This window comes from Meiothermus sp. Pnk-1 (assembly GCF_003226535.1).
Lineage (GTDB): Bacteria > Deinococcota > Deinococci > Deinococcales > Thermaceae > Allomeiothermus.
Genome location: NZ_QKOB01000006.1, coordinates 354,545 through 376,439, shown reverse-complemented (window position 1 = coordinate 376,439; position 21,895 = coordinate 354,545). Strand labels below are relative to the sequence as shown.

Sequence of the window (21,895 nt, the reverse complement as noted above, 5' to 3'; positions counted from 1 at the left end):
GTCGCACTCGGGCGAAAGCTCGAGTTACGACGCCGTAGCCAGCTCGAGCCCCCCCTCCTTCACCTCAATCCTCAGGTGCCCACCGTTCTTGAGCGGCCCGAACAGCAGCAGGTCGGCCAGGGGCTTCTTGATGCGCTCCTGGATCAGGCGGGCCAGGGGGCGCGCACCCATGAGGGGGTCGTAGCCCTTCTCGGCCAGCCACTGCCGGGCCTCGGGGGTGATGGCGAGGCTCACCTTGCGCTCTTTGAGCTGGGCCTCGAGCGCCCTCAGGTTCTTGTCCACGATCTGACCCATGACCTCGGGGGAGAGGGGCGCAAAGTGCACGATGGCATCGAGGCGGTTGCGGAACTCGGGGGTGAACAGGCGCCTTATGGCCTCGTCGGCGGCCTCGGCTTTGGGCTCGCGCAAGAAGCCGATGCGGGCCTCGCTGGCCTCGGCGGCTCCGGCGTTGGTGGTCATGATGAGGATGGTGCTGCGGAAGTCCACGGTTTTGCCGTTGTGGTCGGTGAGCTTGCCGTAGTCCATGACCTGTAAGAGGATGGCGTAGAGGTCCGGGTGGGCCTTCTCGATCTCATCCAAAAGCAGCACACAGTGGGGGTTTTGCAGCACCGCGTCGGTGAGCAGGCCGCCTTGCTCGAAGCCCACGTAGCCGGGAGGCGCGCCGATGAGGCGCGAGACGGTGTGCTTCTCCATGTACTCCGACATGTCGAAGCGGATCAGCGGCACGCCGAGCTTGACGGCGAGCTGGCGGGAGAGCTCGGTCTTGCCCACGCCGGTCGGCCCGGCGAAGAGGTAGGCCCCGATGGGCTTCTGGGGGTCGCGCAGCCCGGCGCGGGCCATCTTGATGGCGCTGGCCACCTCCTTCACCGCCCGCTCCTGCCCGTAAATCTCGGCGCAGAGTTCGGCCTCGAGGTTTTGCAGCACCACCTGATCATCGCGCGAGAGGGACTTGGGGGGAATGCGGGCCATGCGGGCCACGGTGGCCTCCACCTCGGCCACCCCGATGCGGCCCTTGCGCCTACCGGCGGGCTTGAGGGCCTCGCTGGCCCCGGCCTCGTCGAGCACGTCTAAGGCCGAGTCGGGCAGGCGGCGGTCGGAGAGGTGGCGCGCGGCGAGCTCGACGGCGCGCTCCAAGGCCTGGCGGGTGTAGCTGAGCTTGTGGTGGGCCTCGAGCTTGGGCTTGAGCCCCTCGAGGATCTGGATGGCCTCCTGGTGGGTGGGCTCGAGCACGTCGATCTTCTGGAAGCGCCGGGCGATGGCCCGATCCCGCTCGAAGGACTTGTACTCGGCGAAGGTGGTGGCCCCGATGCACCTGAGCTGGCCGGTGAGGGCGGGCTTGAGCAGGTTGGAGGCGTCGACGGTGGAGCCGGTGGTCGAACCGGCCCCCACGATCATGTGGATCTCGTCGATGAAGAGGATGGCCCTAGGACGGGACAAAAGCGCCTTGACCACCGCCTTAAGCCGCTCCTCGAAGTCGCCGCGGTAACGGGTCCCGGCCAGCAGGGCTCCCAGGTCGAGGGCGAAGATCTCGGCATCGGCCAAGCCCTCGGGTACCTCGCCCTTCACGATGCGCTGGGCCAGACCCTCCACCAGCGCGGTCTTGCCCACCCCGGGGTCGCCCACCAAGAGGGGGTTGTTCTTCTGGCGGCGCGAGAGCACGGTGAGGATGCGCTCGAGCTCGGCCTGCCGCCCCACCAAGGGGTCGAGTTCCCCGGCGCGGGCGCGGGCGGTGAGGTCGGTGCAGTAGGCCTCGAGGGGGTTCTTCGCCACCTCGCCCTCTTCGGCTTCGGCGGGCTGGCTCTCGCTGGTGGCTCCGCTGGGTGGAGCCTCGCGGGCGATGGCGCGAGTAAGGCGGTAGCGGCTTAGCCCAAAGTCTTCCAAAAGGCCGAATACCCGCGACTGCCGCTCGTCCATGATGGCGACCAGCACGTTGGCCCCGTTGGCCTGGTCCCGCCCGGCCGAGCGCATCTGGGCCACTGCCCGCTGGAGCACCCGCCGGAAGGCGGTAGTGGGGGTTGGCTGCACCCCGGCTAGGTTTTCGAAGTCGGCCAAGAGGGTCTCGAGCTCGCCGCGCAGGGCCAGCAAGTCTACCTCACAGCGCTGCAACAGCCGCTTGGCGTCGGCGTCGTCGAGGAGGGCCAGCAAAAGGTGCTCGAGGCCCACATACTCATGGCCCCGCTTCAGGGCGATCTCCAGGGCACGCTCGATGGATTTCTGCAGCTCGTTGGTCACCATTCAGGCTCTAGGATGCCAGCCCTGCTCGAGGACGGCTAGGCGCGGTTTCACTTTTGGGTGGGTTGGGGCGCTGGAGGGATTGGCCTACTCCGGTTCCATGATGCACTGCAAGGGGTGCCCCTCTTCTGCGGCGGCTTCCATCACCTGATGGACTTTGGTCTCGGCGATCTCGAATGGGTAGACTCCGCAGACCCCCACCCCCTCGTGGTGCACCTGGAGCATGATGCGGGTGGCCTCGAGCTCGCTCTTGCGGAAGAAGCGCATGAGCACCTCTACCACGAAGTCCATTGGGGTGTAGTCATCGTTGAGGAGCAGCACCTTGTATAGCTGGGGCGTGCGGGTGCGGGTGTGGGTTTTGGTCTTGGTGTCGCCCGCTGGGTGGCTCATATCCTTCGCGTGTAAAAAAGCCCCGTACCGCTAGCTGGCAAACTTACGCAGCAGCAGAGCGATCTGCTCGGGTTTTTTGGTATCACCACGGGCAATGTCGCTAGCGCAGAGGGTGAGGAAGTCCCGGAGTATGGTGTTGGAAGCCGCTTCCATAGCCTTCTTGGTGGCGCTCATCTGGGTCAGCACTTCTTCGCAAGGTCGGCCAGCTTCGATCATCTTTTGCAAACCCCGCACCTGACCTTCGATCCGGCGCAGGCGCTTGAGAATGCGCTCCAGGCTCTCCTCGCTGAGATCTGTGGTATCCATGATCTTGAGTCTATCGGAAGCCTGGCTATTCATCGCTACCCTCATCACCTTGCGCCGCCCCCTCCGCATCCGGCGCCTTGGGGGTGTCCTGGACGAGCTTGCGCAAGCGTCCGCCAAAGGTGCGCAGCAGCTTTTGGAAGCGCGGGTCGTCCACCAGGGTTTGCGCGCGGCTGGAGGGGGCTTCGGTGGACTCTTCGGGGATCTCATCGTCCGGCCAGGGGGGCTCGTCGCCGGGGAGTGGGGGGCTCGAGAGCGCTGATTCTGCCGTTTTGGCCGCGATAGCGGGGGGCTCATCAAGAGGGGCAACCCTGGGCTCTGCTATAGGGCTCGAGGGTGGGGCGGATTGGGCGCTTTGCTCCGGAGGGCTCGAAGCCGAAACCGAACCGGTTGACGTAAGCCCTGCGACAGCAGCGGGGGCGCTGGCCTCACCGCGCAGCGGGGTCGGGCCGTTCCTACTACCCTCGCGTAGGGAAGTTGCGCTTCGGGATTCAACTTTTTTTTTCTCCCCTTGCAGCACCAAGCTTACCTCGAGCTCGCCCATCACCTCGCGCACCGCGGTCTGGATGGCCTCGAGATTCTTTAGGGCGCTTTGGTAGTGGAAGCTGGCCTTCTCGGGAAACACCAGCACCAGCTTCTGGCCCTCGAGGTGTGGCGCCGCCTCGCGGAAAAAGGCCCGCTGGTTGATCTTGAGGACCCCCAGCACGTTGCGCCAGGCTTGGGTCAAGTCCATCGCCATTTGAGGCCTAGACCCTGGCCCCTGCGTGGGGGTAGGGGTTGAAGTCCCTTGAGGAGGAGCTTCGGGTAGCGGATGTTTGGCGCCTGGGGGCTGGCGTCTGACCGGGTTGAACTCCGGGAGGGAGGGCTTGCCGGGCACGGCGGCTTGAGGGCTCGCGGCTGATCCGTGAAGGGCCTGGAACGCTGCGAGGAGGGCTAACTCCAGCGCCAACGCATCCGAACGCTTGAGCAGACGCTCGAGGCTCTCGTCCAGGGCGGTCATGGCCGCGACCAGTTTTTCCTCCGAGGATTCCAGGCGCGGCCCGGCGCCCAGCCCCATCTTGGCGTAGAGCCCGGCCCGGAAGGCTTCCAATAGCCCCTGGGCCAGGGTCCGGGCGGCAAAGCCTTGGGCGTAGAGGTTTTGTGCGTCGGCTAGGGCTTGGCGGATCTGCCCCTGCTCGAGGGCTTCGGCTAGCCCCCACAAGGCCTCCTGAGGGGGTAGGCCTAAGGCGGCTTCGGCCTGGGCTAGGGTGATGGGGACCTCGAGCGCGAGCAGCCGGTCCAGCAGGCTCTCCGCATCGCGCATGGCCCCATCGGCCATCCGGGCCACCAGCTGCAAGGCCGCGGGCTCGGCCTCGCGATTCATGGTTTGGAGGATGCGCGAGAGCTTTTGCACGATCTCGCCCTCGGACAACCGCCGGAAGCGAAAGTGCTGCGTCCTCGAGAGGATGGTAGGGGGCATTCGCTCCGGCTCGGTGGTGGCGAAGATGAAGATAACGTGCTCGGGGGGCTCCTCGAGCGTCTTTAAGAGCGCGTTGAAGGCGCTTTTGGACATCATGTGGGCTTCGTCGAGGATCACCACCTTGCGGCTGCCCAAGAGGGGGGCTAACAGGATGCGTTCGCGCAGCTCACGCACGTCCTCGACGGAGTTGTTGGAGGCGGCGTCGATCTCGAGTACGTCCGGATGGTTGCCCTCGCGCACCAGGCGGCAGCCTGCGCAGACCCCGCAGGGCTTGTCGGCCTGGGCGGTACAGTTCACCGCTTGAGCGATAAGCCGGGCGCTGCTGGTCTTACCTACCCCCCGCGGCCCCGAGAACAGGTAAGCCTGGGCTAGTCGCCCCGTTCGAATTGCGCTCAGGAGCACCTCCTTGACGTGCTCCTGACCCACCATCTCGTCAAAGGTGGTGGGGCGGGCTTGGCGGTAGAGGGCGCTCATCGCTTCCATAGCTTATAACGCCCAAGGCCGTGGACTGCGGCTGCTCTTTGCCGAGGAAAGGGGGTGTGGGGGCTTTCAAAATCCACCGCCTTCAGGGGATGTAGCAGCCCCTCCCACGTGGCCCCAGAGCATGGCGAGGGGCGGATGAGCCGTGTCCAGGGGTTCTCCAGGCTGGTTCTGGAAACTGCGCTGGGGGTAGCCGTCGCCGTAGGGCACGCGGAGATGCAAAACGCGGGGTGCTCCCTCCCCTAGCAGGGGAGGGCGAGGGTGGGGGTGGTATGTTGGTATACGTCCTACGTCGTACGTCATACGCAATACGCAAAACGCCAGACGCTAAACGCTTTTTTACGCTAAACGCGGGGGACGATCCCCTATCGGGACGGAGCAAGCTCCGTACACCCGAGGGACCGATCCCCTTCGTATGACCTACGACGTGTGACGTACATCGTACGCAAGACCCTCCGTGAGGGAAGCCGCATGGTCGGCTTCCCTCAGGGGGCCTTAGCGGTAATCGCCTTCGCCTTGGATTTTTCCGCGCTCGAGCCGACTAAAAAGCTTCTCGAGGTTGGCGCTGGCGACTTCCTCCAGGGTCAAATCCAGCTCGGTGGCGATCTGCGCCAGATACCACAGCACGTCGCCCAGCTCGCCTTTGAGCGCCTCGCGGTCCTCCGGGGAAATCCGCCCACCCTTGTCGCGAAAGATCTTCTTGACCTTCCCCGCCAACTCCCCGGCCTCGTTTACCAAGCCCAAGGTGGGGTAGGTGATGGGGTGATCGGTATGGACGAGCTGCCAGGTTTTGCGCGATTCGCGCTGGTAATCGTTCAGGCTCGCGACCTTCATAGGCGACATTCTACGTTCTGACCCAGTAAAATCACTGTAGGGGCGTACCGCGGTGCGCCTCGGCTCCTCCGGCTTTCGGGGTTGCCCCGGGCGCAAGGGAGTTTCCCGGGGATTACCGGGGTTCTTTGGGCGACATGGCGTCCAGAAAGGCCCGGATGATGGCCTCTCCCGGATGACCCTCACCCCGGAAGGCCTCGGCTTCCCGCTCGAGCCAAACTGTCCCTTTGCGGAACAGAACCGAGCGATACCCCTGAGCAAGAGCAAGCTCGATCAGCTCCCCGATTGAACCGGCTTGGATGCCGTACCGCTCTAGCTTCTCCAACTCCTCTGGCGGTAAGTCCGGGTCGAAGCCGTGCCGGGCGACCAGGCGTTGGTAGCGGCCCTCCCGCTCCTCCATCGTTCCGCCTGAGGTGAAATAACGCTCTAGAACCTTGTACCAGTCGCCGCTGCGGGTGATCGGTCGCATCGCCTCGAAAGCCCGGTCCAGCTCGGCAGGCTCTGGTTCACGGTAGGTATTCTCGTGGACTACCAGTTCCCGCGGCAAGCGTGGGCGGGGAGCCGGGACCACCTCGGGAATCCCCACGCAAAGCCCCGCCACCGGAAATACCCCTTCGGGCAGCCGACAAAGCGCGCTGATCTCTTGAATGCCGTTTAGTACCCCGCCGATCCAGCAGATGCCATACCCCAGGCTCTCGGCCATCGTCGCCAGAGCGCTCCCGGCCAGTACCGCATCCACAATAGCGAAATGCGCCGCCGTACGCGGCCAGTGTCCCCAACGGCCCCCCCGGTGCTCGACGAGCCGCCGCAACCGGTGCACGTCGGCCAGGATCAAGAAGAACTCGGCAGCGGTTTGTACGTGTTCGTCATTGTTAGCCAGACGGGCGATCTCTCGTCTTAAGCTGCGGTCGGTGATCCGCAGGAGGGTGTACATCTGCGCGGTGGCGTCGGTAGGGGCCCGCTGGGCGGCGAAAAGGAGTTTTTCGAGATCCCCCTCGCGCAAAGGCTCCGGCTTGAATTTTCGCACGCTGGCCCGGTGCTGGTAGAGTTCGAACAGATCCCTCACGCGCCAAGCCTACCGAAAAACCGTGGGGCAATGCTATACCCAAGCGCTTGCGGCGGTACGGTATCAGCTGATCCCCAGGTAGCGCAGATACCCCTCGAGGATCCGTTGCCCGAAAAAGAGCGCGACCACTCCACCCAAGGCCAAGTAGGGTACGAAGGGAACCTTGCGCTCGCGCAAGGCCAGCCCGATCACCGCCCCCGCTATCACCGCTACGAACATCCCCACTACGAAAGGCCAAAACCCTACCCAGGCCCCCAGCATCCCGGCGAGCTTTACATCGCCAAAGCCCAGCACCGCCACTTCTTCCTCGTCTTCTTCGGGCACAGGCCGGAAGGCCCAGTAAAGCCCGCCGGCTAGGGCGATCCCGCCTCCGGCGATGAGGAGGCCGCGCAGCGCGTCTTGCACCCCCAGCGGCCAGCCGGGGATCAGCCAGGCCACCAGCGGCCCCAGCAGGGCTAGCCCCAACGTCAGGGCTTCGGGGGCCGCCCAGACCCGGGCGCTGCGGGCATTCAGACCCCAGTTGAGGAACCCCGCCACGAGCCCGGCAGCAGGCCCCAGCCAAGCCCCCACCGCTGCTGCGAAGTATAGGGTTTGCAGCCCCACCGGGCCTTCGGGTTTGTTGCCCCGGCCCCGCGTCACTGCCAGCACCCCGTATCCGTTGATGAGGGCCAGCAATCCGGCGGCCATCAGTGCGGCCTCGAGGGCAGATGAGAAGCCGCCAGGGAGGATCAGGGGTGCGGCCAGAAGACCCAGGGCCAGCCCGCCGTAGCTCAGCGCGTCCGGCACCTCGTAGGTGTCGATGTCAATGAAGGAGAGCGCGATCAGGACGGCGATAAAAGCCCAGATGAACAGGAGGGCAGGGAACTCCGGGCGCAAAGCCGCGGCTGCCGCGAAAAGCAGGCCGGTCAGGGCCTCGATGGCCGGGTAGCGCGCCGAGATGGGTTGGCCGCAGCTCTTGCAGCGCCCCCGTAGGAGGGCCCAAGAGAGGATGGGGATGAGCTCTGAGGGCCTAAGCCGGTGGCCGCAATGGGGGCAGCTCGAGGGCGGATAGACGATGGACTTCTTTGCCGGGAGGCGGTAGATCACCACGTTCAAGAATGAGCCGATGACGGCTCCGAAGACGAACGCGAATATCACCAGGGAGATCGTCACCCGCCCATTTTAGCCGTTACCCCACCCCCTCCTCCCGTCAGGTGACGCTGGCGGTGTAGAGCACTGGCGAATAAAGTGGCCTCGAGCCCCTCCCAGGCGCTAAAAATGACCTGGTGTAGTTTCCCGTTGCCCCGCTCTTGCCCGCGTGTAAGACCCCCTCATCTACTCCGACTCGAGCGGTCCCAATGCGGTCTAACCTGAGCCTCAGGAGGTCCGCGATGATCACTGCCGTTCCTGCCCAGGAAAAAGAGCATAAGCCTCGAGGCGAGCAGATTTCCGAGGCCTGGCGAGAGGCGCTCGAGATCTACGATTTGCCTCAAGAGGAGTAGTGGAGCGCTGCTTGCTCGGGGTGCACCCAGCAGAGGCTTGCAAGAGGACGCCGGCGAATCCGCCATCGCAACCGTTTGCCCTCGGCGAACCGATGCCAATGCCGCGATAAACCTCCGGGTTTCGGCGGGCTGCATGGACCGGCCCTGGAGCCGGTAAGCCAAGCTGCCGCTCCTGCGGCAGTGCAACGAGGAGGGGTTCAATCCTCGTCTCCCGCCGCCACCGTCTCCCGCCGCCCGGCTTTCCACTCCAGCCCGGCCCACACCAAATTCTCCAGGTCGCCATCCAGCACGTTCTCGGGATCGTGGCGCATCTCGCCGGTGCGGTGATCCTTGACGTACTGCTTGTCGAGCACGTAGCTCCGTATCTGGCTGCCCCACTCGTTGGGGCGCGACTCGCCCTTGAGCCGGGCCAGCTCCTCCTGCTTTTTCTTCCACTCGATCTCGAAGAGCTTGGAGCGCAGGATGTTCATGGCGAGCTCTTTGTTCTTCTGCTGGCTGCGGGTGATCTGGCACTTGACCATGATCCCGGTGGGCAAGTGCACCACCCGCACCGCGCTGTCGGTGGTGTTGACCCCCTGCCCGCCCTTGCCCTGCGAGCGCATCACGTCGATGCGCAGGTCCTCGGGGTTGATCTCTACCTCCACCGACTCGTCTACCTCCGGCATCACCTCGAGCGCGGCGAAGCTGGTCTGCCGCTTGCCCTGGGCGTTGAACGGCGATGGGCGCACCAGCCGGTGCACCCCGGCCTCCACCGAGAGCAGCCCGTAGGCGTACTCGCCCCGCACGATGAACTGGGCCAGGTCAATGCCCGCCTCGGCCCCCGGCTCTACGTCCACGACCTCTACCTTGAAGCCGTGCCGCTCGGCGAAGCGGGTGTACATCCGGTAGAGCATCTGCGCCCAGTCGCAGGCCTCGGTCCCACCCGCGCCGGGCTTGATGGTTACGATAGCGGCGTTCTCGGCGTAGGGAAAGGAGAGCAGGGTTTCGTGGTAGAGGTCCTCCAGTTCGCGGCCCGCCCGGTCCAGATCGGGCTGCATCTGCGCGCGCTCCTCCGCGCTTAGCTCCGGCCATAGCTCGAGCAAACCCTGCAGGTCGGACTCGAGCCTGCGGTAGTTTTCCACCGCCTTGCGCAGCCGGGTAGCTTCCTGGCTGATCGCTCTCGCCTCGGTAGGGTTATCCCAAAGATGAGGGTCGTTGAGCTTTACTTCCAGCTCTCTCAGGCGGGATTCTTTGCCGGAGATGTCAAAGATACCCCCGGAGGGCGTCGAGTCGGTGCTGAAGGGTTGGCAGATCCATAACCCACCGAGTATAGAACACCCCAGGCAAAACGCCAAATGAGCGCTGCCTTGGGAGCGGTTTTCAGTCCGCAGCCAGGGCCAGGGCGGGTTGCCCGAAGCTCACCCTGGCCCCCAGGGCTTGCAGGCGGGCAGGCAGCCGCTCATAGCCACGCTCCACGTATTGCATGCCCTCGATCTTGCTCTCGCCCTCGGCGGCCAGGGCGGCCAGGATCAACGCCCCACCGGCGCGGATATCGGCAGCCTTGACGTTGGCCCCCATCAGGGCCTTGCCGCTCACCAGCAGCACCCCTTCCTTACGGCTGGCGTCGGCCCCCATACGGGCCAGCTCGCCCACGTAGCCAAAGCGGTCGGGGTAGACCCGGTCGGCTACGGTGGAGGTACCTGGCACGGTGGCCAAGTAAGCGGCCATCAGCGGTTGTAGATCGGTGGCGAAGCCAGGGTACTCCCGCGCCTCTACGCTGAGGGGGGAGGGGGTAGCGGTGGCCTCGAGCTTCACCCAGTCGAGACCCACCTCGAGGTGATGGCCGGATTGAGCCAGCTTGTCCAGCAGGGCATCCATGTGTTGAGGGTTGACGTGGGTGAGGGTGACCCCCCCTCGGGTGGCCGCAGCCATCAACAGGAAGGTTCCCGCCTCGATGCGGTCGGGGATGATGCTGTAGCTGCCCCCGCCCAGCAGCTCCTTCCCTCGCACCCGCAGGATGCTGCTGCCGGTGCCTTGGACCTCCACCCCCAGCATCTGCAAAAAGCGGCACAGGTCTTCGATCTCGGGTTCTTGGGCCACGTTGACCAAGGTGGCTTCCCCGCCTAGGGCTGCGGCCAAAAGCGCTTGTTCCGTGCCCCCCAGGGTAGGCATGTCGAAAACCACCCGGCCCGAGGGTCTACGGGTCTGCCGGGCGTGGAAGAAGCCGTTTTCTTCCCGGATCTCAGCCCCCAGCCGACTCAGGGCCTTGAGGTGTTGATCCACCGGGCGGGGGCCGAACTGACAGCCGCCGGGCATTGGCACGATGGCCTCGCCCACCCGGCCTAGCAGGGCGCCCATCACGATAAAGCTGGCCCGCATTTTGTCCACTAGCTCGCGGGGAGCCTCGGTGTTTTTGATCTCCGGGGTGTGCAGGTGCAGGGTATGGCCCTCCCAGGCATAGCGGGTGCCGAGGTGGGACAAAAGCTCGAGCATCACGTCTACGTCGCGCAGGCGCGGAACCTCGATGAGGGTGACGGGCTCCGGGGTGAGCAGGCTCGCCACCATGATTTTGAGGGCTGAGTTCTTCGCCGGGTTGACCCGGAGTTCGCCCCGTAGCGGGATTCCACCTTGTACAACCAGCGCACGTTCCATATATCGAGACTCCCCTAGACGTTGGATCGACTTACGCTATATCTTGAGTATGATACTCACCATACTCAACTTGAGCGTATATACCAGCTTTTGCATTGTCAAGTATTGCTGCTTCATGCTAAAGTGAGCATACCTGGACCGCGAGGCAAAGGCTGTTGGATATAAACATCCCAGGAGAATTAACCCAGCGATGCCCAAAAAGGAGAAAAAACGCCTGCAAGTGGTAATCAGCGATGACCAGGACGCCCTCCTGACCAAGGCGGCCTATGAGCTCTCCAGCCCCGAACGCCTGGTCTCGAAATCCGAGGTGGTGCGGCTGGCGATCCAGAAAATCGCTCAGGAGCTCGATGCGGGCAAAGCCGACCTGGAAGAGCTGCGCAGGACGCTCGAGGCTGAAGTGCTCGAGGAGGAATGAGCCGCCCAACGCGGCCACAAAAAGCAGCGCAGCCCCCTCCCAGCAGGAGGGGGCTGCGTTTGCGGTCCTTTACGCCAGCACCGGCTCGGGATCCTTCCCGACCCCTTCACCTTGGGGGAAGGAGTGGCGCCGGTGGATGACCCGTACCGCGTAATCGTAAGTCAAGTAGCTATAGGCCCAGTTGGAGAGCACCAGCAGCCGGTTGCGGAACCCCGCTAGGTAGTAGATGTGCACGGCCAGCCAGGTAACCCAAGCCAAGAACCCCGTGAACTTGACCCGGCCCAGCTCGGCCACCGCCTTGGCCCGCCCCAGTACCGCCAGGTTGCCCTTGTCTTTATAGCGGAAGGGGAGTTGTGGCTGCCCTCGTAGGCGGCGCAGGATGTTCCGGGCGGCCCAGGTCCCTTGCTGCATGGCGGTGGGGGCGACTTGCGGCAGGGGCTTGCCGTTCACCTCGAGGTAGTTCATGTCCCCGGCCACATACACCTCAGGGGCCTCCGGCACAAAGAGTTCGGGAGTGGTGGCGACGCGGTTGCCGCGTGTGGTAGGTAGGCCCGGCAGGGCTGCTCCTGCTACCCCTGCCGACCAGACCACCACAAAGCTGGGGATGAACTCGCCGCTCTCGAGCCGGACCCCGGCTTCGCTGACCTCGGCCACTCGACTGTCTTTGAGCACCTCTACCCCCAAAGACTTGAGGGAGCGTTCCGCGTAGCGCGAAGAGGCTTCGGAAAAAGCCCCCAGTAGACGCTTGCTCGCCTCGATCAGCACGATGCGCAGTTCAGCGCCCCGCAACTCCGGGTAATCCCGGGCGACCACGTGTTTTTTGAGTTCGCCCAAAGCCCCTGCCAGCTCCACCCCGGTGGGGCCCCCTCCCACGATCACAAAGGTCAGCAGGGCCTGGCGCCGCTGAGGATCGGGGGTCCGCGCCGCCTCTTCGGCGGCCGAGAGGGCTCGGTCGCGCACCCGCAGGGCCTCCTCGAGGCTTTTGAGCCCCAGGGCGTACCGGGCCACCCCAGGAATGCCGAAGTCGAAGCTGCGGCTTCCGCTGCCCACGATGAGATAGTCGTAGGGAATGGGCTGGCCATCCACAAAGAGCACCTTGGCCTGGGTGTCCACCCGCTCGGCCTGGCCCATTACGAACTGGGCATTAGGGTAGCGGCGCAAGAAGGCTCGGATCGGCATGGCAATCTGGGGGGCCTCGAGCCCAGCGGAGGCCACCTGGTACAGAAGGGGCAGAAAGAGGTGGTAATTGTTTTTATCCACCAGTGTGATTTGCAGATCCTTTTCGCGCCCTAGCACCCGCACCGCGCCTAGCCCGGCAAACCCTGCGCCTAATATAACCACGTGCTTTTTTGCCATCTAAATCCTCCTGGGGTTAGGCAATCCCGTTGGCTTTGTTACCGCCGCCATTCCACCGGGACCGCGGGGCAGGCTCGCTGCCGCCGGCTCTAGGGACATTTGTACTTCTTTTCTCAAAGAGGGGCTAGCCATCAGCTCACAATTTGTGCTTTATTTCCCAAGCCTTACCGAAGCCTAGGGCTGGAGACACTCAGCATCCATGGGCCTCTCCCCGGGTCAATAACCAAGCCGTTGCGGCGTGCGCGCCGAAATCCCGGCCCACCCCACGCGGCGTCTTGCGTTTAGCCCGAGACCACTTTTCAGTACAAGTAATGGTAGTAGGCGTAGGCTTCCAGCACGCTCGGTAAGAATTCGCGAGGTTCCTCTCGTTCCTGAAAGCGCAAAAAGTTCTTCAGCGAACCGCTTGCTTCGATACCCCGCCGCACGTAGCCAATCCCGCCATTGTAGGCCAGGACTGCGCAGGGCCAGCGTTCCGCCTCGTCCACAAAGGTGCAGCGGTCGTAGAGCCAGCGTAGATAACGGGCTCCGTAGCGGATCGAGGTCTCGGGGTCGAAGCGATCACCGGAGGTTTCCCCCAGCATCCGCGCCACATCCTCCCAGGTGGGGCGGGTAAACTGCAACAGCCCTTGGGCCCCGGTACGGCTCACCGCCTGGGGATCGAAGTGCGACTCTTGCCACATCAACCCCCAGAGCAAGGAGGGCTCGAGCCCGTTGGCTTGGGCGTACTTCTCGACCCACTCGGCGTAGGCGCGGGGGTAGACTACCTCCAAAACCGCTCGGCTTGGGGGAAGCTCTCTGGCCGAGCGGATCGTTTCACGGTAAGCCCCCAGCGCCTGCAGCTCTCGCAGCAGGGCCAGTTGGCTGGAAGGGTCGGAGGTTTGCAGCAGGGCGTAGCGCAGCTCGCCCCGGGCCCACTCGGTTTTTCCGTGCTGGGCGAGTGCACGGGCTATGGGGATGGCCGAGGGCTCTTGCGCTAGAGGGGGGAGCGCGGGGGCTAGCTTGGGCTCGAGGGGCTTCCCGGCCAGGACGGCTAGCCCGCCCCCAAGCAGGGTGTACGCTTGGCGCTCGAGCTCGCCCGCGCCGATCTGTCGGGCCAGTACCCAGGCTCGGTAAGCGGCGTCGTCGCGGAAAGACGCCGGGGAGGAGGAGCGGTCAGAGGCAGGCTGGGGCCGGGCCAGCTGGAGATAAACCAGGAGGGCCTCGCGGAGGCGACCTCCCTGCTCGAGCAACCCTGCTGCCCGCCATTGCCCCTCGGGGGTGCTTTCGCGGTAGGCGGCGATGGCCTGGGGGATCTGTCCCTGACTCTGCAACCAAGCCCCCTGGGCAAAGCGGCTCTCGCGTAGATCGTAGCGGGCCAAGGTTTGGATGCCCAGCGCCTGTTGATTGCTCAGGTAAAGGCTCCAGCCCAAACCGTAGAGCCCTTTGGGGTCGGTTTTAGACCACTCCCGATACGCGGGAATGGCCTCGCGGTAGCGCCCCAACCGGTACAGCGCAGGCGCCCTAAGGTCGGGTCGTACCCCCTCCGGCAAGACCTCTACCAGCGCTTCATAGGCTTTGCCCGCGTAGAGCCTATGGTAGAGGTCATCGCCCGAGGTCAGGCGACGCAGGCCGGAGACCGCTTCCGGGGCAGGTAGGAGCCGGGTGTACGCCTCGATAGCCTCGGTGCGCATCCCGGCGGCTTCCAGAAGCGGGGCGGCCTGTGCCCAAGCGGTGCGAGGGGTGAAGCCCGGCTCAAAGGCCCTTGATTGCTCGAGAAAGCGCGCCCAGGCTAAGGCGTGGGGGGCTCGCTCGAGGGCGGAAAGGGTGGGATCGGCGGCCAGCGTGCGCGCCGCCACCAGCCCGGCAAAACCAGGGTCAGCGGCCAGGCTGGCCAGGGCCAGGAGGTCCTGTTGCTGCAAGGCCCGCTCGAGTTCCTGGTACGCTCCCGGCAGCTGCTGGCCCCGGCAACCCAAGGCCAGCAGCACCAGCAACAGAAGCCCCCACCGCATAAACCCTAGCCTAAGGTCAGTAGATGAGATGGGCTTCAGAGGTGGCTCCGGGCGTAGCGTTGCGCTCTGAGGGTCGTTGTAAATCCTGTTAGCAGACCGCTAGTAGCGCCTCGAGGTCCAGGGCGGGGTAAACACCCGTACCGACACCATCCCGAAGATAAAGCCGCCGATGTGCGCCCAGAAGGCGATCCCCTCCACTCCGGCGAAGCTTTGCAAGAGCTGGATCAAGGCCCAATAACCCAGGTAAATAAAGGCCGGAACCGGCAGGGGGATCCAACCTACCAGCGACAGCACCGTGGCGCGAGGGAAAAGCACGATATAAGCCCCCAGCACCGCGGAGATCGCTCCGGATGCCCCCACCATAGGGGCACCGGTGGAGGCAAACACCAACCCTTGGGCCAAAGCCGCCGCGACACCGCCCAGAAGGTAGAACAGCAAAAAGCGAAGATGGCCCAAGCGGTCTTCGACGTTGTCGCCAAAGACCCATAAAAACCACATGTTCCCCAATAGGTGCGCAAGCCCGCCGTGCAAGAACATGCTGGTGAAAATTCGTGGCCACTCCGCCGTGGGGTCGGCCCAGAACCTCGAGGGGATGAACCCATACTGCAAGATGGCCTGATCGGGGTCGGGAAAGAGAAAAAACTGCCAAACGAATACGGCTAGGTTCGTCAGCACCAATAACCGCAGCACGTAAGGAACGCGGCGAGAGCGGTTGATGTCATAAAGCGGGAACATGGGTCAAGCTACTTTACCGCAACTTAGAAAGATGTCCATCAGCCCTGGGGCCCTGTTTTGGTCGTACGCCATACGCCAAAGGCGGTGGATCAGGCCAATGGGGCTCCCGGTCGCCTATCCCTCACCCACCACGATAAGCTATCCCCATGGTGTATCGCATCGCCTGGTACATTGCCAACTTCTTGTTGCGGGTCTTGTTCGGTTACCGAGTTGAAGGTGCTGAGAATGTCCCCAAAACCGGGCCGGTGATCCTGGCGGCCAACCACTTTTCCATTGTGGATCCTATCGCTATCGGTTCAGGTATTCGCCGCCCGGTAGTGTTCATGGCGCGCTCTGAGCCCTTCAAGATGCCTATACTCTCCTGGTTGCTACCCCAGCTCTACGTCATCCCGGTAGAGCGCGGAGCCGGCGACTTGGGGGCTATCAAAGCGGCCATCCGGGTACTCAGAGAAGGGAAAGCCTTTGGCATCTTTCCTTCCGGGACGCGAGGCCGTGAGGGCAAGGTGTTGCCCTTCAAAACCGGGGTGGCCGCCATCGCCGCGCGGACCGGGGCTACTGTGGTCCCCGTGGGAGTAATTGGCAGCTATGAGGCCTGGCCCTACGGGCGAAAAGTCTACTTGCGACGGCCCATCAAAGTGGTTTTCGGCCAACCCATTCAAATAAGTGAACAAAAGCTCGATCACCAAGCGCTAGACGCCCTTACAAGGCAAATCGAGGCCGCGGTTATCGCACTTTTGCCACCCAAGTACCATCCCGACCCAAATCTTACGCAATCAAAAGCCTAAGCATTAAGAGAAAGAAACCCGGTCAACAGCTTGCGTTTTGCGCCTAATATGTGCTATAGTCGTTGGCGAAGGGAAATATAGGAGGTGACGAATGGCGAAGAAAACCAAAACGAAAGCTGACCTGATCGATATGATCGCTAGCTCTGCGGGTATGAAGAAAAAGGATGCCAAGACCGCGGTGGACCACTTCCTAAGCCACCTGCAAGACGCTTTGGCTAGTGGCAACAAGGTGCAGCTCACCGGCTTTGGCACCTTCGAGGTTCGCAAGCGCAAGGCCCGCACCGGCGTGAAGCCCGGCACCACCCAGAAGATCAAGATCCCCGCCTCCTCGTACCCGGCCTTCAAGCCCGGCAAAGCCCTGAAGGAGAAAGTTAAGAAGTAAGTTCTTACCTTCCCTTCCGGCGGGGGGCGCTATGCGTCTCCCGTTCGCTTCTTACCCCATGCCATAGCTATGGACATCCGCCCCGTGCCTGCCCTGGTCCGGTTAGCCATCTCCGCCGTGGTGGGGGTAGGGGTGGGGTTGCTGGTTCCGCAACAGCCTTGGGAAATCCCTGTCCTATCTGGCTGGACCGGGTTTTGCGGCGCATTTCTAATCTCAATATGGCCGCTGTTGTTGAGCGCCAGCCCTGAGCAAACCGAGGCAGTGGCCCTGCGGGAAGACGAGGGGCGTGCGGCTTCGGCGGCGGTGGTGACGCTGGGGGCTATTGCTAGCTTGGCCGGCGCGTTGTTTGCACTGGACCAGGCTAGCGCGGTGCGGCAGGAGAACCCGGTGCTTTCAAGCGCTCTCACCGGGCTGGGGGTATTGGTAGTGGCGGTGTCGTGGGGGATGATTCATACTCTTTACGCCCTGCACTATGCCCGCCAGTACTATGAAAGCGGCAGGCAGGGGATAGACTTCAACAGCCCCCAAGCTCCTTGCTACCAAGATTTCGTCTATATCGCCTTCACCGTAGGGATGACCTTTCAGGTTTCCGACACCACCCTAACCACCACGCGCATGCGGCGTCTGGCCTGGCAGCACGCCTTACTGTCTTACCTGTTTGGTACGGTGATTATAGCAGTGACAATCAACGGGCTGGCTGGATTTTTGAGCAGGTAGGCTGCTTTATTGCCCGCTACTCCGCGTGTGGGCCTCCACGAACCACAACATCTTGTCCACCGCACGGGAGATCTCGGTGCAGAGGTCGGCGGTGTCCTGGTCGCCCAAATCGCCCGCTTGGTCAATCGCCCTGCGTACTGCCTGACCAAAGCTCGAGAGAGCCTGGGAAACCGCCTCGACGTGCTCGGCCCATTCCGTAGCGTGCAGGGGGTAATCGGGCAAAGCCGATCGTCCAGCAGCCACCTTGACCGTACCTTCGGCGATCCCGCCGAGCTGGACGATGCGCTCCGCTAGGAGGTCGGCCCACTCATCCACGGCCTCGGCCAAGCGGTCAAAGAGTTCGTGCAGTCCGATGAAGTTCGGCCCCTTCACGTTCCAGTGGGCTTGTTTGGCTTGCCAGTGCAAGTCTACCGCATCAGCGAGGCGGGGTTGTAGCAACGCGACGACAGAGCGCCGGACATCGGCGGCCAGGTCGTTATGGGTAGGGAGAAGCTGGGGTTCGCCTTGGGGACTTGCCTTGAGCCTTTTTACCGCCATATTTCCCTCCTTAGCCGCATAGGGCGGCCGGTCTTCGCCAGTCTAAGCTTGGATCGCCCGGGGGGCGTGTGAGGTTGCGCGCACGGCCGCAGGCGGCTTTGGGCCTTAGGCCCCACCTAGCGCGCTCCCCGGCTTGATCTTGGGCACGATGCGGGGGACTTCTTTCTCCTCCTTGTCCTTGGGCGGTTCGGAAGGGGATTCTTCCACCGGCAAGCCCTCCACCACCCGAACGAACTGCTCGGCGTTGAGGGTTTCGTACTCCAAAAGGGCTTGCGTCACCCGCTCGAGGATATCCCGTTTCTCCGTCAGGAGCTTGACTACCCGCTCGCGCTGCTCCTCGAGCAGCGCCTTGACTGCCTCGTCGATGCGGCGGGCCGTTTCCTCGGAGTACTGGCGCACGTCGTAGCCGCCCAGGTAAGTATCTTCACGCACTTGGTAGGCCACCGGACCGAAGTCCTTATGCATGCCCCACTCGGTGATCATGCGGCGCGCTAGGTCGGTGGCTTGGCGGAAGTCGTTCTCGGCCCCGGTAGTCACGTCGTCAAACACCAACTCCTCGGCGGCCCGGCCCGCTAACGCTACGGCGATCTGATCGGTGAGGCGTTTCTTCGACCAGTGCAGGGTGTCTTGCCGGCTAGGCATCATAAAACCCATGGCCCGCCCGCGCGGCACGATGGTGAGCTTGTGCACCGGGTCGGCGTTCTCCAAGAAGTGCGCCGCCAAGGCGTGCCCGGCCTCGTGGTAGGCGGTGACTTCCCGGTCTTTGGGGGTGATCACCAAGCTCTTGCGGGCCGGACCCATGATGACCCGATCGGCGGCCTCCTCGAGGTCTTTCATGGCGATCTTTTTGCGTCCGTCGCGGGCTGCGAGGAGCGCGGCTTCGTTGAGGAGGTTCTCGAGGTCAGCCCCCACGAAGCCAGGGGTGCGCTTGGCCAGCAGGGCTAGGTCCACGTCCTCGCCCAGCGGCTTACCCTTGGAGTGGATCTTGAGGATCTGTTCCCGGCCTCGTACGTCCGGGGCGTCGATGGGCACCTGGCGGTCGAAACGGCCCGGGCGTAACAGGGCCGGGTCGAGCACATCGGGGCGGTTGGTCGCGGCCATTACGATGATGCTGGTCTCCTTCTCGAAACCGTCCATCTCGACCAGCAGTTGGTTTAGGGTCTGCTCGCGTTCGTCGTTGCCCCCACCCACGCCACCTCCCCGGCGGCGGCCCACCGCGTCAATCTCATCGATGAAGACGATGCAGGGCGCGTGGCGCTTGGCGGTCTCGAAGAGGTCGCGCACGCGGGCAGCTCCCACGCCCACGAACATCTCCACGAAGTCCGAGCCCGAGGCGGTGATGAAAGGAACCTTGGCCTCCCCCGCCACCGCTCGAGCGATATGGGTCTTGCCCGATCCAGGCGGCCCTACCAGCAGTACCCCCTTGGGGATGCGGGCCCCCATCTCGTGGAAGCGGCCGGGATTTTTGAGGAACTCTACCAGTTCCTTTAGCTCCTCTTTGGCCTCGTCGCAACCCGCCACGTCACGGAAGTTGGTCTTGGGGGCTTCGGTGAGCACCTTGGCTCGGCTTTTGGTAAAGCTGAATGCCCCATCGTTGCCGCCCCCGCGGAAGTTGCGCGAGAAATACCAGAACAACCCGAAGATCAAGACCAGCACCAAAACGGGAATCAGAATTCCGGAGAAGGGATTATCCCGGGGTGGGGCCGCTACGATCACGTTGATCCCCTTCTTAATCCAATCCCGTACCGTGGCATCGCTGGGAGGTTGGGTGGCGTAGGTGGTAAAGCGCTCCCCGTCGGAGAGTCGGCCCGTGAGGCGGGTTCCCTCGATGGTGATCTCCTGCACCCGGTTGCGCTCCACCTCTTGCACAAAAGTGGCGTAGCCGATGCTTCCCGACTGGTTTTGCGTGCCCGCTAGACTAAACGCCCAGGCGATGAGAATAGCGGCGATCAGCACAATCCAAAGGTTGAAGGGGAGTCGGTTCATCGCTAGGTTCCTCGTATAACTAAGGGTACACCTTGAGGATGAGCCGAAGGTAGTTAAAGCATCACTCTGCCCAGCGGCCTCTCTGGGGCGAATCAGGGCTACTTCCCTGCGTAATGCAGCCGGGTGCGCCCCAACTTGACAATATTACGCTCAAGTCTATTGACATTAGTCAATAGAAAAGCTAGTCTAGTGGTTAGTGAGCCGCCCTTAGTCGGGGTTGGCAACTCCACTGACGAGGTGACGAAGATGGCAAAAGCCGTGGGCATTGACTTGGGTACCACCAACAGCGTGATTGCGATCATGGAGGGTGGACAGCCCACCGTGTTGGAAAACAGCGAAGGCGAGCGCACCACCCCTAGCGTGGTAGCGTTCAAAGGCAGCGAAACCCTGGTGGGGCGCATGGCCCGCCGCCAGGCCGTACTGAACCCGGAGGGCACCGTCTTCGAGATCAAGCGTTTTATCGGGCGTCGCTGGGACGAGGTACGCGAGGAGGCGGGCCGGGTTCCCTACAAGGTCGAGCCGGGGCCGGATGGTGGGGTGCGGGTGCGCATCGGGGATAAGCAATATACCCCCGAAGAGCTCTCGGCCATGATCCTGCGCAAACTGGTAGACGATGCCTCCAAGAAGTTGGGGGAGCGCATCACCAAGGCTGTGATCACGGTGCCGGCCTACTTCAACAACTCCCAGCGCGAGGCCACCGCCAACGCCGGGAAGATCGCCGGCCTCGAGGTGCTGCGGATCATCAACGAGCCCACCGCGGCGGCTTTGGCGTACGGCCTGGACAAGAAGGGCAACGAGACGGTGCTGGTCTTCGACCTGGGTGGCGGGACCTTCGACGTGACGGTGCTCGAGATCGGCGAGGGGGTGTTTGAGGTGAAATCCACCTCCGGCGATACCCACCTCGGTGGCTCGGACATGGACTACGCCATCGTGAACTGGCTGGCCGAGGAGTTCAAAAAGGAGTCCGGCGGGGTGGATCTCAAGGCCGATAAGCAGGCCCTACAGCGCCTCATCGAGGCCGCCGAAAAGGCCAAGATCGAGCTTTCCAACGTCACTGAGACCACCATCAGCCTGCCCTTTATCGGGCTTGACCCGGTTTCCAAAACCCCGCTGCACCTGGAGAAGAAGCTCACCCGGGCCAAGTTTGAAGAGCTCATTCAGCCTCTGCTGAAGCGCATCCGGGGGCCGGTCGAACAGGCGCTAAAGGATGCCGGCCTTCCCGCCAGCAAGATCGACGAGGTGATCCTGGTGGGCGGGGCGACCCGGGTTCCGGCGGTGCAGCAGATCGTGCGGGAGATGCTGGGCAAGGAACCCAACCGCAGCGTGAACCCGGACGAGGTAGTAGCCCTAGGCGCGGCGGTGCAGGCCGGGGTGCTCACCGGGCACGTGGAGGACGTGGTGCTTCTGGACGTAACCCCCCTCTCGCTGGGGGTAGAGACCAAGGGCGGGGTGATGACGGTGCTCATCCCGCGCAACACCACCATCCCTACCCGCAAGAGCGAGATCTTCAGCACCGCCCAGCACAACCAGCCTGGGGTAGAGATCCACGTGTTGCAAGGTGAGCGCCCCATGGCGGCGGACAACAAAAGCCTGGGCCGCTTCAAGCTCGAGGGCATCCCGCCCATGCCCGCAGGCATGCCGCAGATCGAGGTGACCTTCGACATCGACGCCAACGGCATCCTGCACGTGACCGCCAAGGAGAAGAGCACCGGCAAAGAGGCCAGCATCACCATCCAAAACACCACCACCCTCTCCGAAGCCGAGATCCAGCGCATGGTGAAGGAGGCTGAAGCCAACGCCGAGGCTGACCGGCGGCGCAAAGAGCACGCCGAGCTCAAGAACAACCTCGACACCGCCCGCATCCAGGCCGAACGGGTGGTGGGCGAGAAACAAAGCACCCCCGAAGCCAAGAGCCGCCTCGAGGCCGCCATCGCCAAGGCCAAAGACCTGGTAGACCGCGACGCCCCCGATGCCGAGCTGCGTTCCGCCACCGAGGAGTTGATCCAGGCCATCCAAGCCTACGAACAAGGGGCTACGGTAGGAGCCACGGCTGGCGGGAACCCCAGCGGCCAGGGCAAGAGCGATGATGTGATCGACGCGGACTACAAGCCCGCCGACTAG

19 protein-coding genes are annotated in these 21,895 nt (G+C 63.6%); 5 read left to right on the top strand and 14 right to left on the bottom strand.

The window, feature by feature from the left end; all coding sequences use genetic code 11:
- Positions 1-24 precede the first annotated feature (24 nt).
- The 9 genes from DNA98_RS11165 to murA form a co-directional block, all read right to left on the bottom strand.
- The gene (locus tag DNA98_RS11165; protein ID WP_110530639.1) at positions 25-2,235 is read right to left on the bottom strand and encodes an AAA family ATPase; all 2,211 of its coding nucleotides are present in this window, start codon (positions 2,233-2,235) and stop codon (positions 25-27) included.
- Between the two features lie 84 nt (positions 2,236-2,319).
- Positions 2,320-2,622: an ATP-dependent Clp protease adapter ClpS gene (clpS, locus tag DNA98_RS11160; protein ID WP_110530637.1), complete on the bottom strand. Its 303-nt coding sequence runs from the start codon at positions 2,620-2,622 to the stop codon at positions 2,320-2,322.
- A 30-nt stretch (positions 2,623-2,652) separates the two neighbouring features.
- The gene (locus DNA98_RS11155; RefSeq protein WP_165363896.1) at positions 2,653-2,931 is read right to left on the bottom strand and encodes a metal-sensitive transcriptional regulator; all 279 of its coding nucleotides are present in this window, start codon (positions 2,929-2,931) and stop codon (positions 2,653-2,655) included.
- A gap of 22 nt (positions 2,932-2,953) precedes the next feature.
- Positions 2,954-4,858, bottom strand: coding sequence for a DNA polymerase III subunit gamma/tau (gene dnaX / locus DNA98_RS11150; protein WP_110530633.1), 1,905 nt, complete (start codon positions 4,856-4,858; stop codon positions 2,954-2,956).
- A 501-nt stretch (positions 4,859-5,359) separates the two neighbouring features.
- Complete coding sequence (locus DNA98_RS11145; RefSeq protein ID WP_110530631.1) at positions 5,360-5,698, bottom strand: nucleoside triphosphate pyrophosphohydrolase family protein; 339 nt, start codon at positions 5,696-5,698, stop codon at positions 5,360-5,362.
- Between the two features lie 112 nt (positions 5,699-5,810).
- Entirely contained in the window at positions 5,811-6,761 is a 951-nt protein-coding gene (locus DNA98_RS11140) for a nitroreductase family protein (protein ID WP_110530629.1), read from the bottom strand.
- 63 nt (positions 6,762-6,824) lie between these two features.
- On the bottom strand, positions 6,825-7,913 hold the full coding sequence (locus DNA98_RS11135) for an A24 family peptidase (protein WP_110530627.1): 1,089 nt from the start codon (positions 7,911-7,913) through the stop codon (positions 6,825-6,827).
- A 526-nt stretch (positions 7,914-8,439) separates the two neighbouring features.
- Positions 8,440-9,538, bottom strand: a protein-coding gene (gene prfB, locus DNA98_RS11130) for a peptide chain release factor 2 (RefSeq protein ID WP_110530625.1) whose coding sequence is annotated in 2 segments (ribosomal slippage) — positions 8,440-9,486 and positions 9,488-9,538 — 1,098 coding nt in all. Because the reading frame shifts where the segments join, the coding sequence is not laid out codon by codon here.
- 63 nt (positions 9,539-9,601) lie between these two features.
- Entirely contained in the window at positions 9,602-10,873 is a 1,272-nt protein-coding gene (gene murA / locus DNA98_RS11125; protein WP_110530623.1) for a UDP-N-acetylglucosamine 1-carboxyvinyltransferase, read from the bottom strand.
- 190 nt (positions 10,874-11,063) lie between these two features.
- Between murA and DNA98_RS11120 the strand changes: the two genes are divergently transcribed.
- Positions 11,064-11,288, top strand: a complete 225-nt coding sequence (locus DNA98_RS11120; RefSeq protein WP_110530621.1) for a transcriptional regulator — start codon at positions 11,064-11,066, stop codon at positions 11,286-11,288.
- Between the two features lie 69 nt (positions 11,289-11,357).
- Here DNA98_RS11120 and DNA98_RS11115 read toward each other — a convergent pair whose 3' ends face one another.
- The 3 genes from DNA98_RS11115 to DNA98_RS11105 form a co-directional block, all read right to left on the bottom strand.
- Positions 11,358-12,644, bottom strand: coding sequence for an NAD(P)/FAD-dependent oxidoreductase (locus DNA98_RS11115; RefSeq protein WP_110530618.1), 1,287 nt, complete (start codon positions 12,642-12,644; stop codon positions 11,358-11,360).
- 299 nt (positions 12,645-12,943) lie between these two features.
- On the bottom strand, positions 12,944-14,632 hold the full coding sequence (locus DNA98_RS11110; RefSeq protein WP_110530616.1) for a transglycosylase SLT domain-containing protein: 1,689 nt from the start codon (positions 14,630-14,632) through the stop codon (positions 12,944-12,946).
- 99 nt (positions 14,633-14,731) lie between these two features.
- Positions 14,732-15,367: a rhomboid family intramembrane serine protease gene (locus tag DNA98_RS11105; protein WP_110530614.1), complete on the bottom strand. Its 636-nt coding sequence runs from the start codon at positions 15,365-15,367 to the stop codon at positions 14,732-14,734.
- 146 nt (positions 15,368-15,513) lie between these two features.
- On the opposite strand from DNA98_RS11105, the gene DNA98_RS11100 reads away from it, so the two are divergent.
- The 3 genes from DNA98_RS11100 to DNA98_RS11090 all read left to right on the top strand — a co-directional run bounded on the left by DNA98_RS11100 (position 15,514) and on the right by DNA98_RS11090 (position 17,251).
- The gene (locus DNA98_RS11100; RefSeq protein ID WP_110530612.1) at positions 15,514-16,152 is read left to right on the top strand and encodes a 1-acyl-sn-glycerol-3-phosphate acyltransferase; all 639 of its coding nucleotides are present in this window, start codon (positions 15,514-15,516) and stop codon (positions 16,150-16,152) included.
- Between the two features lie 91 nt (positions 16,153-16,243).
- Positions 16,244-16,534 (top strand): HU family DNA-binding protein, encoded by a 291-nt coding sequence (locus DNA98_RS11095; RefSeq protein ID WP_110530611.1) that lies wholly within the window; start codon positions 16,244-16,246, stop codon positions 16,532-16,534.
- Positions 16,535-16,603: 69 nt separating this feature from the next.
- Complete coding sequence (locus DNA98_RS11090; protein WP_199489385.1) at positions 16,604-17,251, top strand: DUF1345 domain-containing protein; 648 nt, start codon at positions 16,604-16,606, stop codon at positions 17,249-17,251.
- A gap of 6 nt (positions 17,252-17,257) precedes the next feature.
- On the opposite strand, the gene dps is transcribed toward DNA98_RS11090, so the two are convergent.
- Both dps and ftsH read right to left on the bottom strand, forming a co-directional pair.
- Positions 17,258-17,788, bottom strand: coding sequence for a DNA starvation/stationary phase protection protein Dps (dps, locus tag DNA98_RS11085; protein ID WP_110530609.1), 531 nt, complete (start codon positions 17,786-17,788; stop codon positions 17,258-17,260).
- 105 nt (positions 17,789-17,893) lie between these two features.
- A complete protein-coding gene (ftsH, locus tag DNA98_RS11080; protein ID WP_110530607.1) occupies positions 17,894-19,774 on the bottom strand; it encodes an ATP-dependent zinc metalloprotease FtsH in 1,881 nt (626 codons plus the stop codon).
- A gap of 246 nt (positions 19,775-20,020) precedes the next feature.
- On the opposite strand from ftsH, the gene dnaK reads away from it, so the two are divergent.
- Positions 20,021-21,895, top strand: coding sequence for a molecular chaperone DnaK (gene dnaK / locus DNA98_RS11075; protein WP_110530605.1), 1,875 nt, complete (start codon positions 20,021-20,023; stop codon positions 21,893-21,895).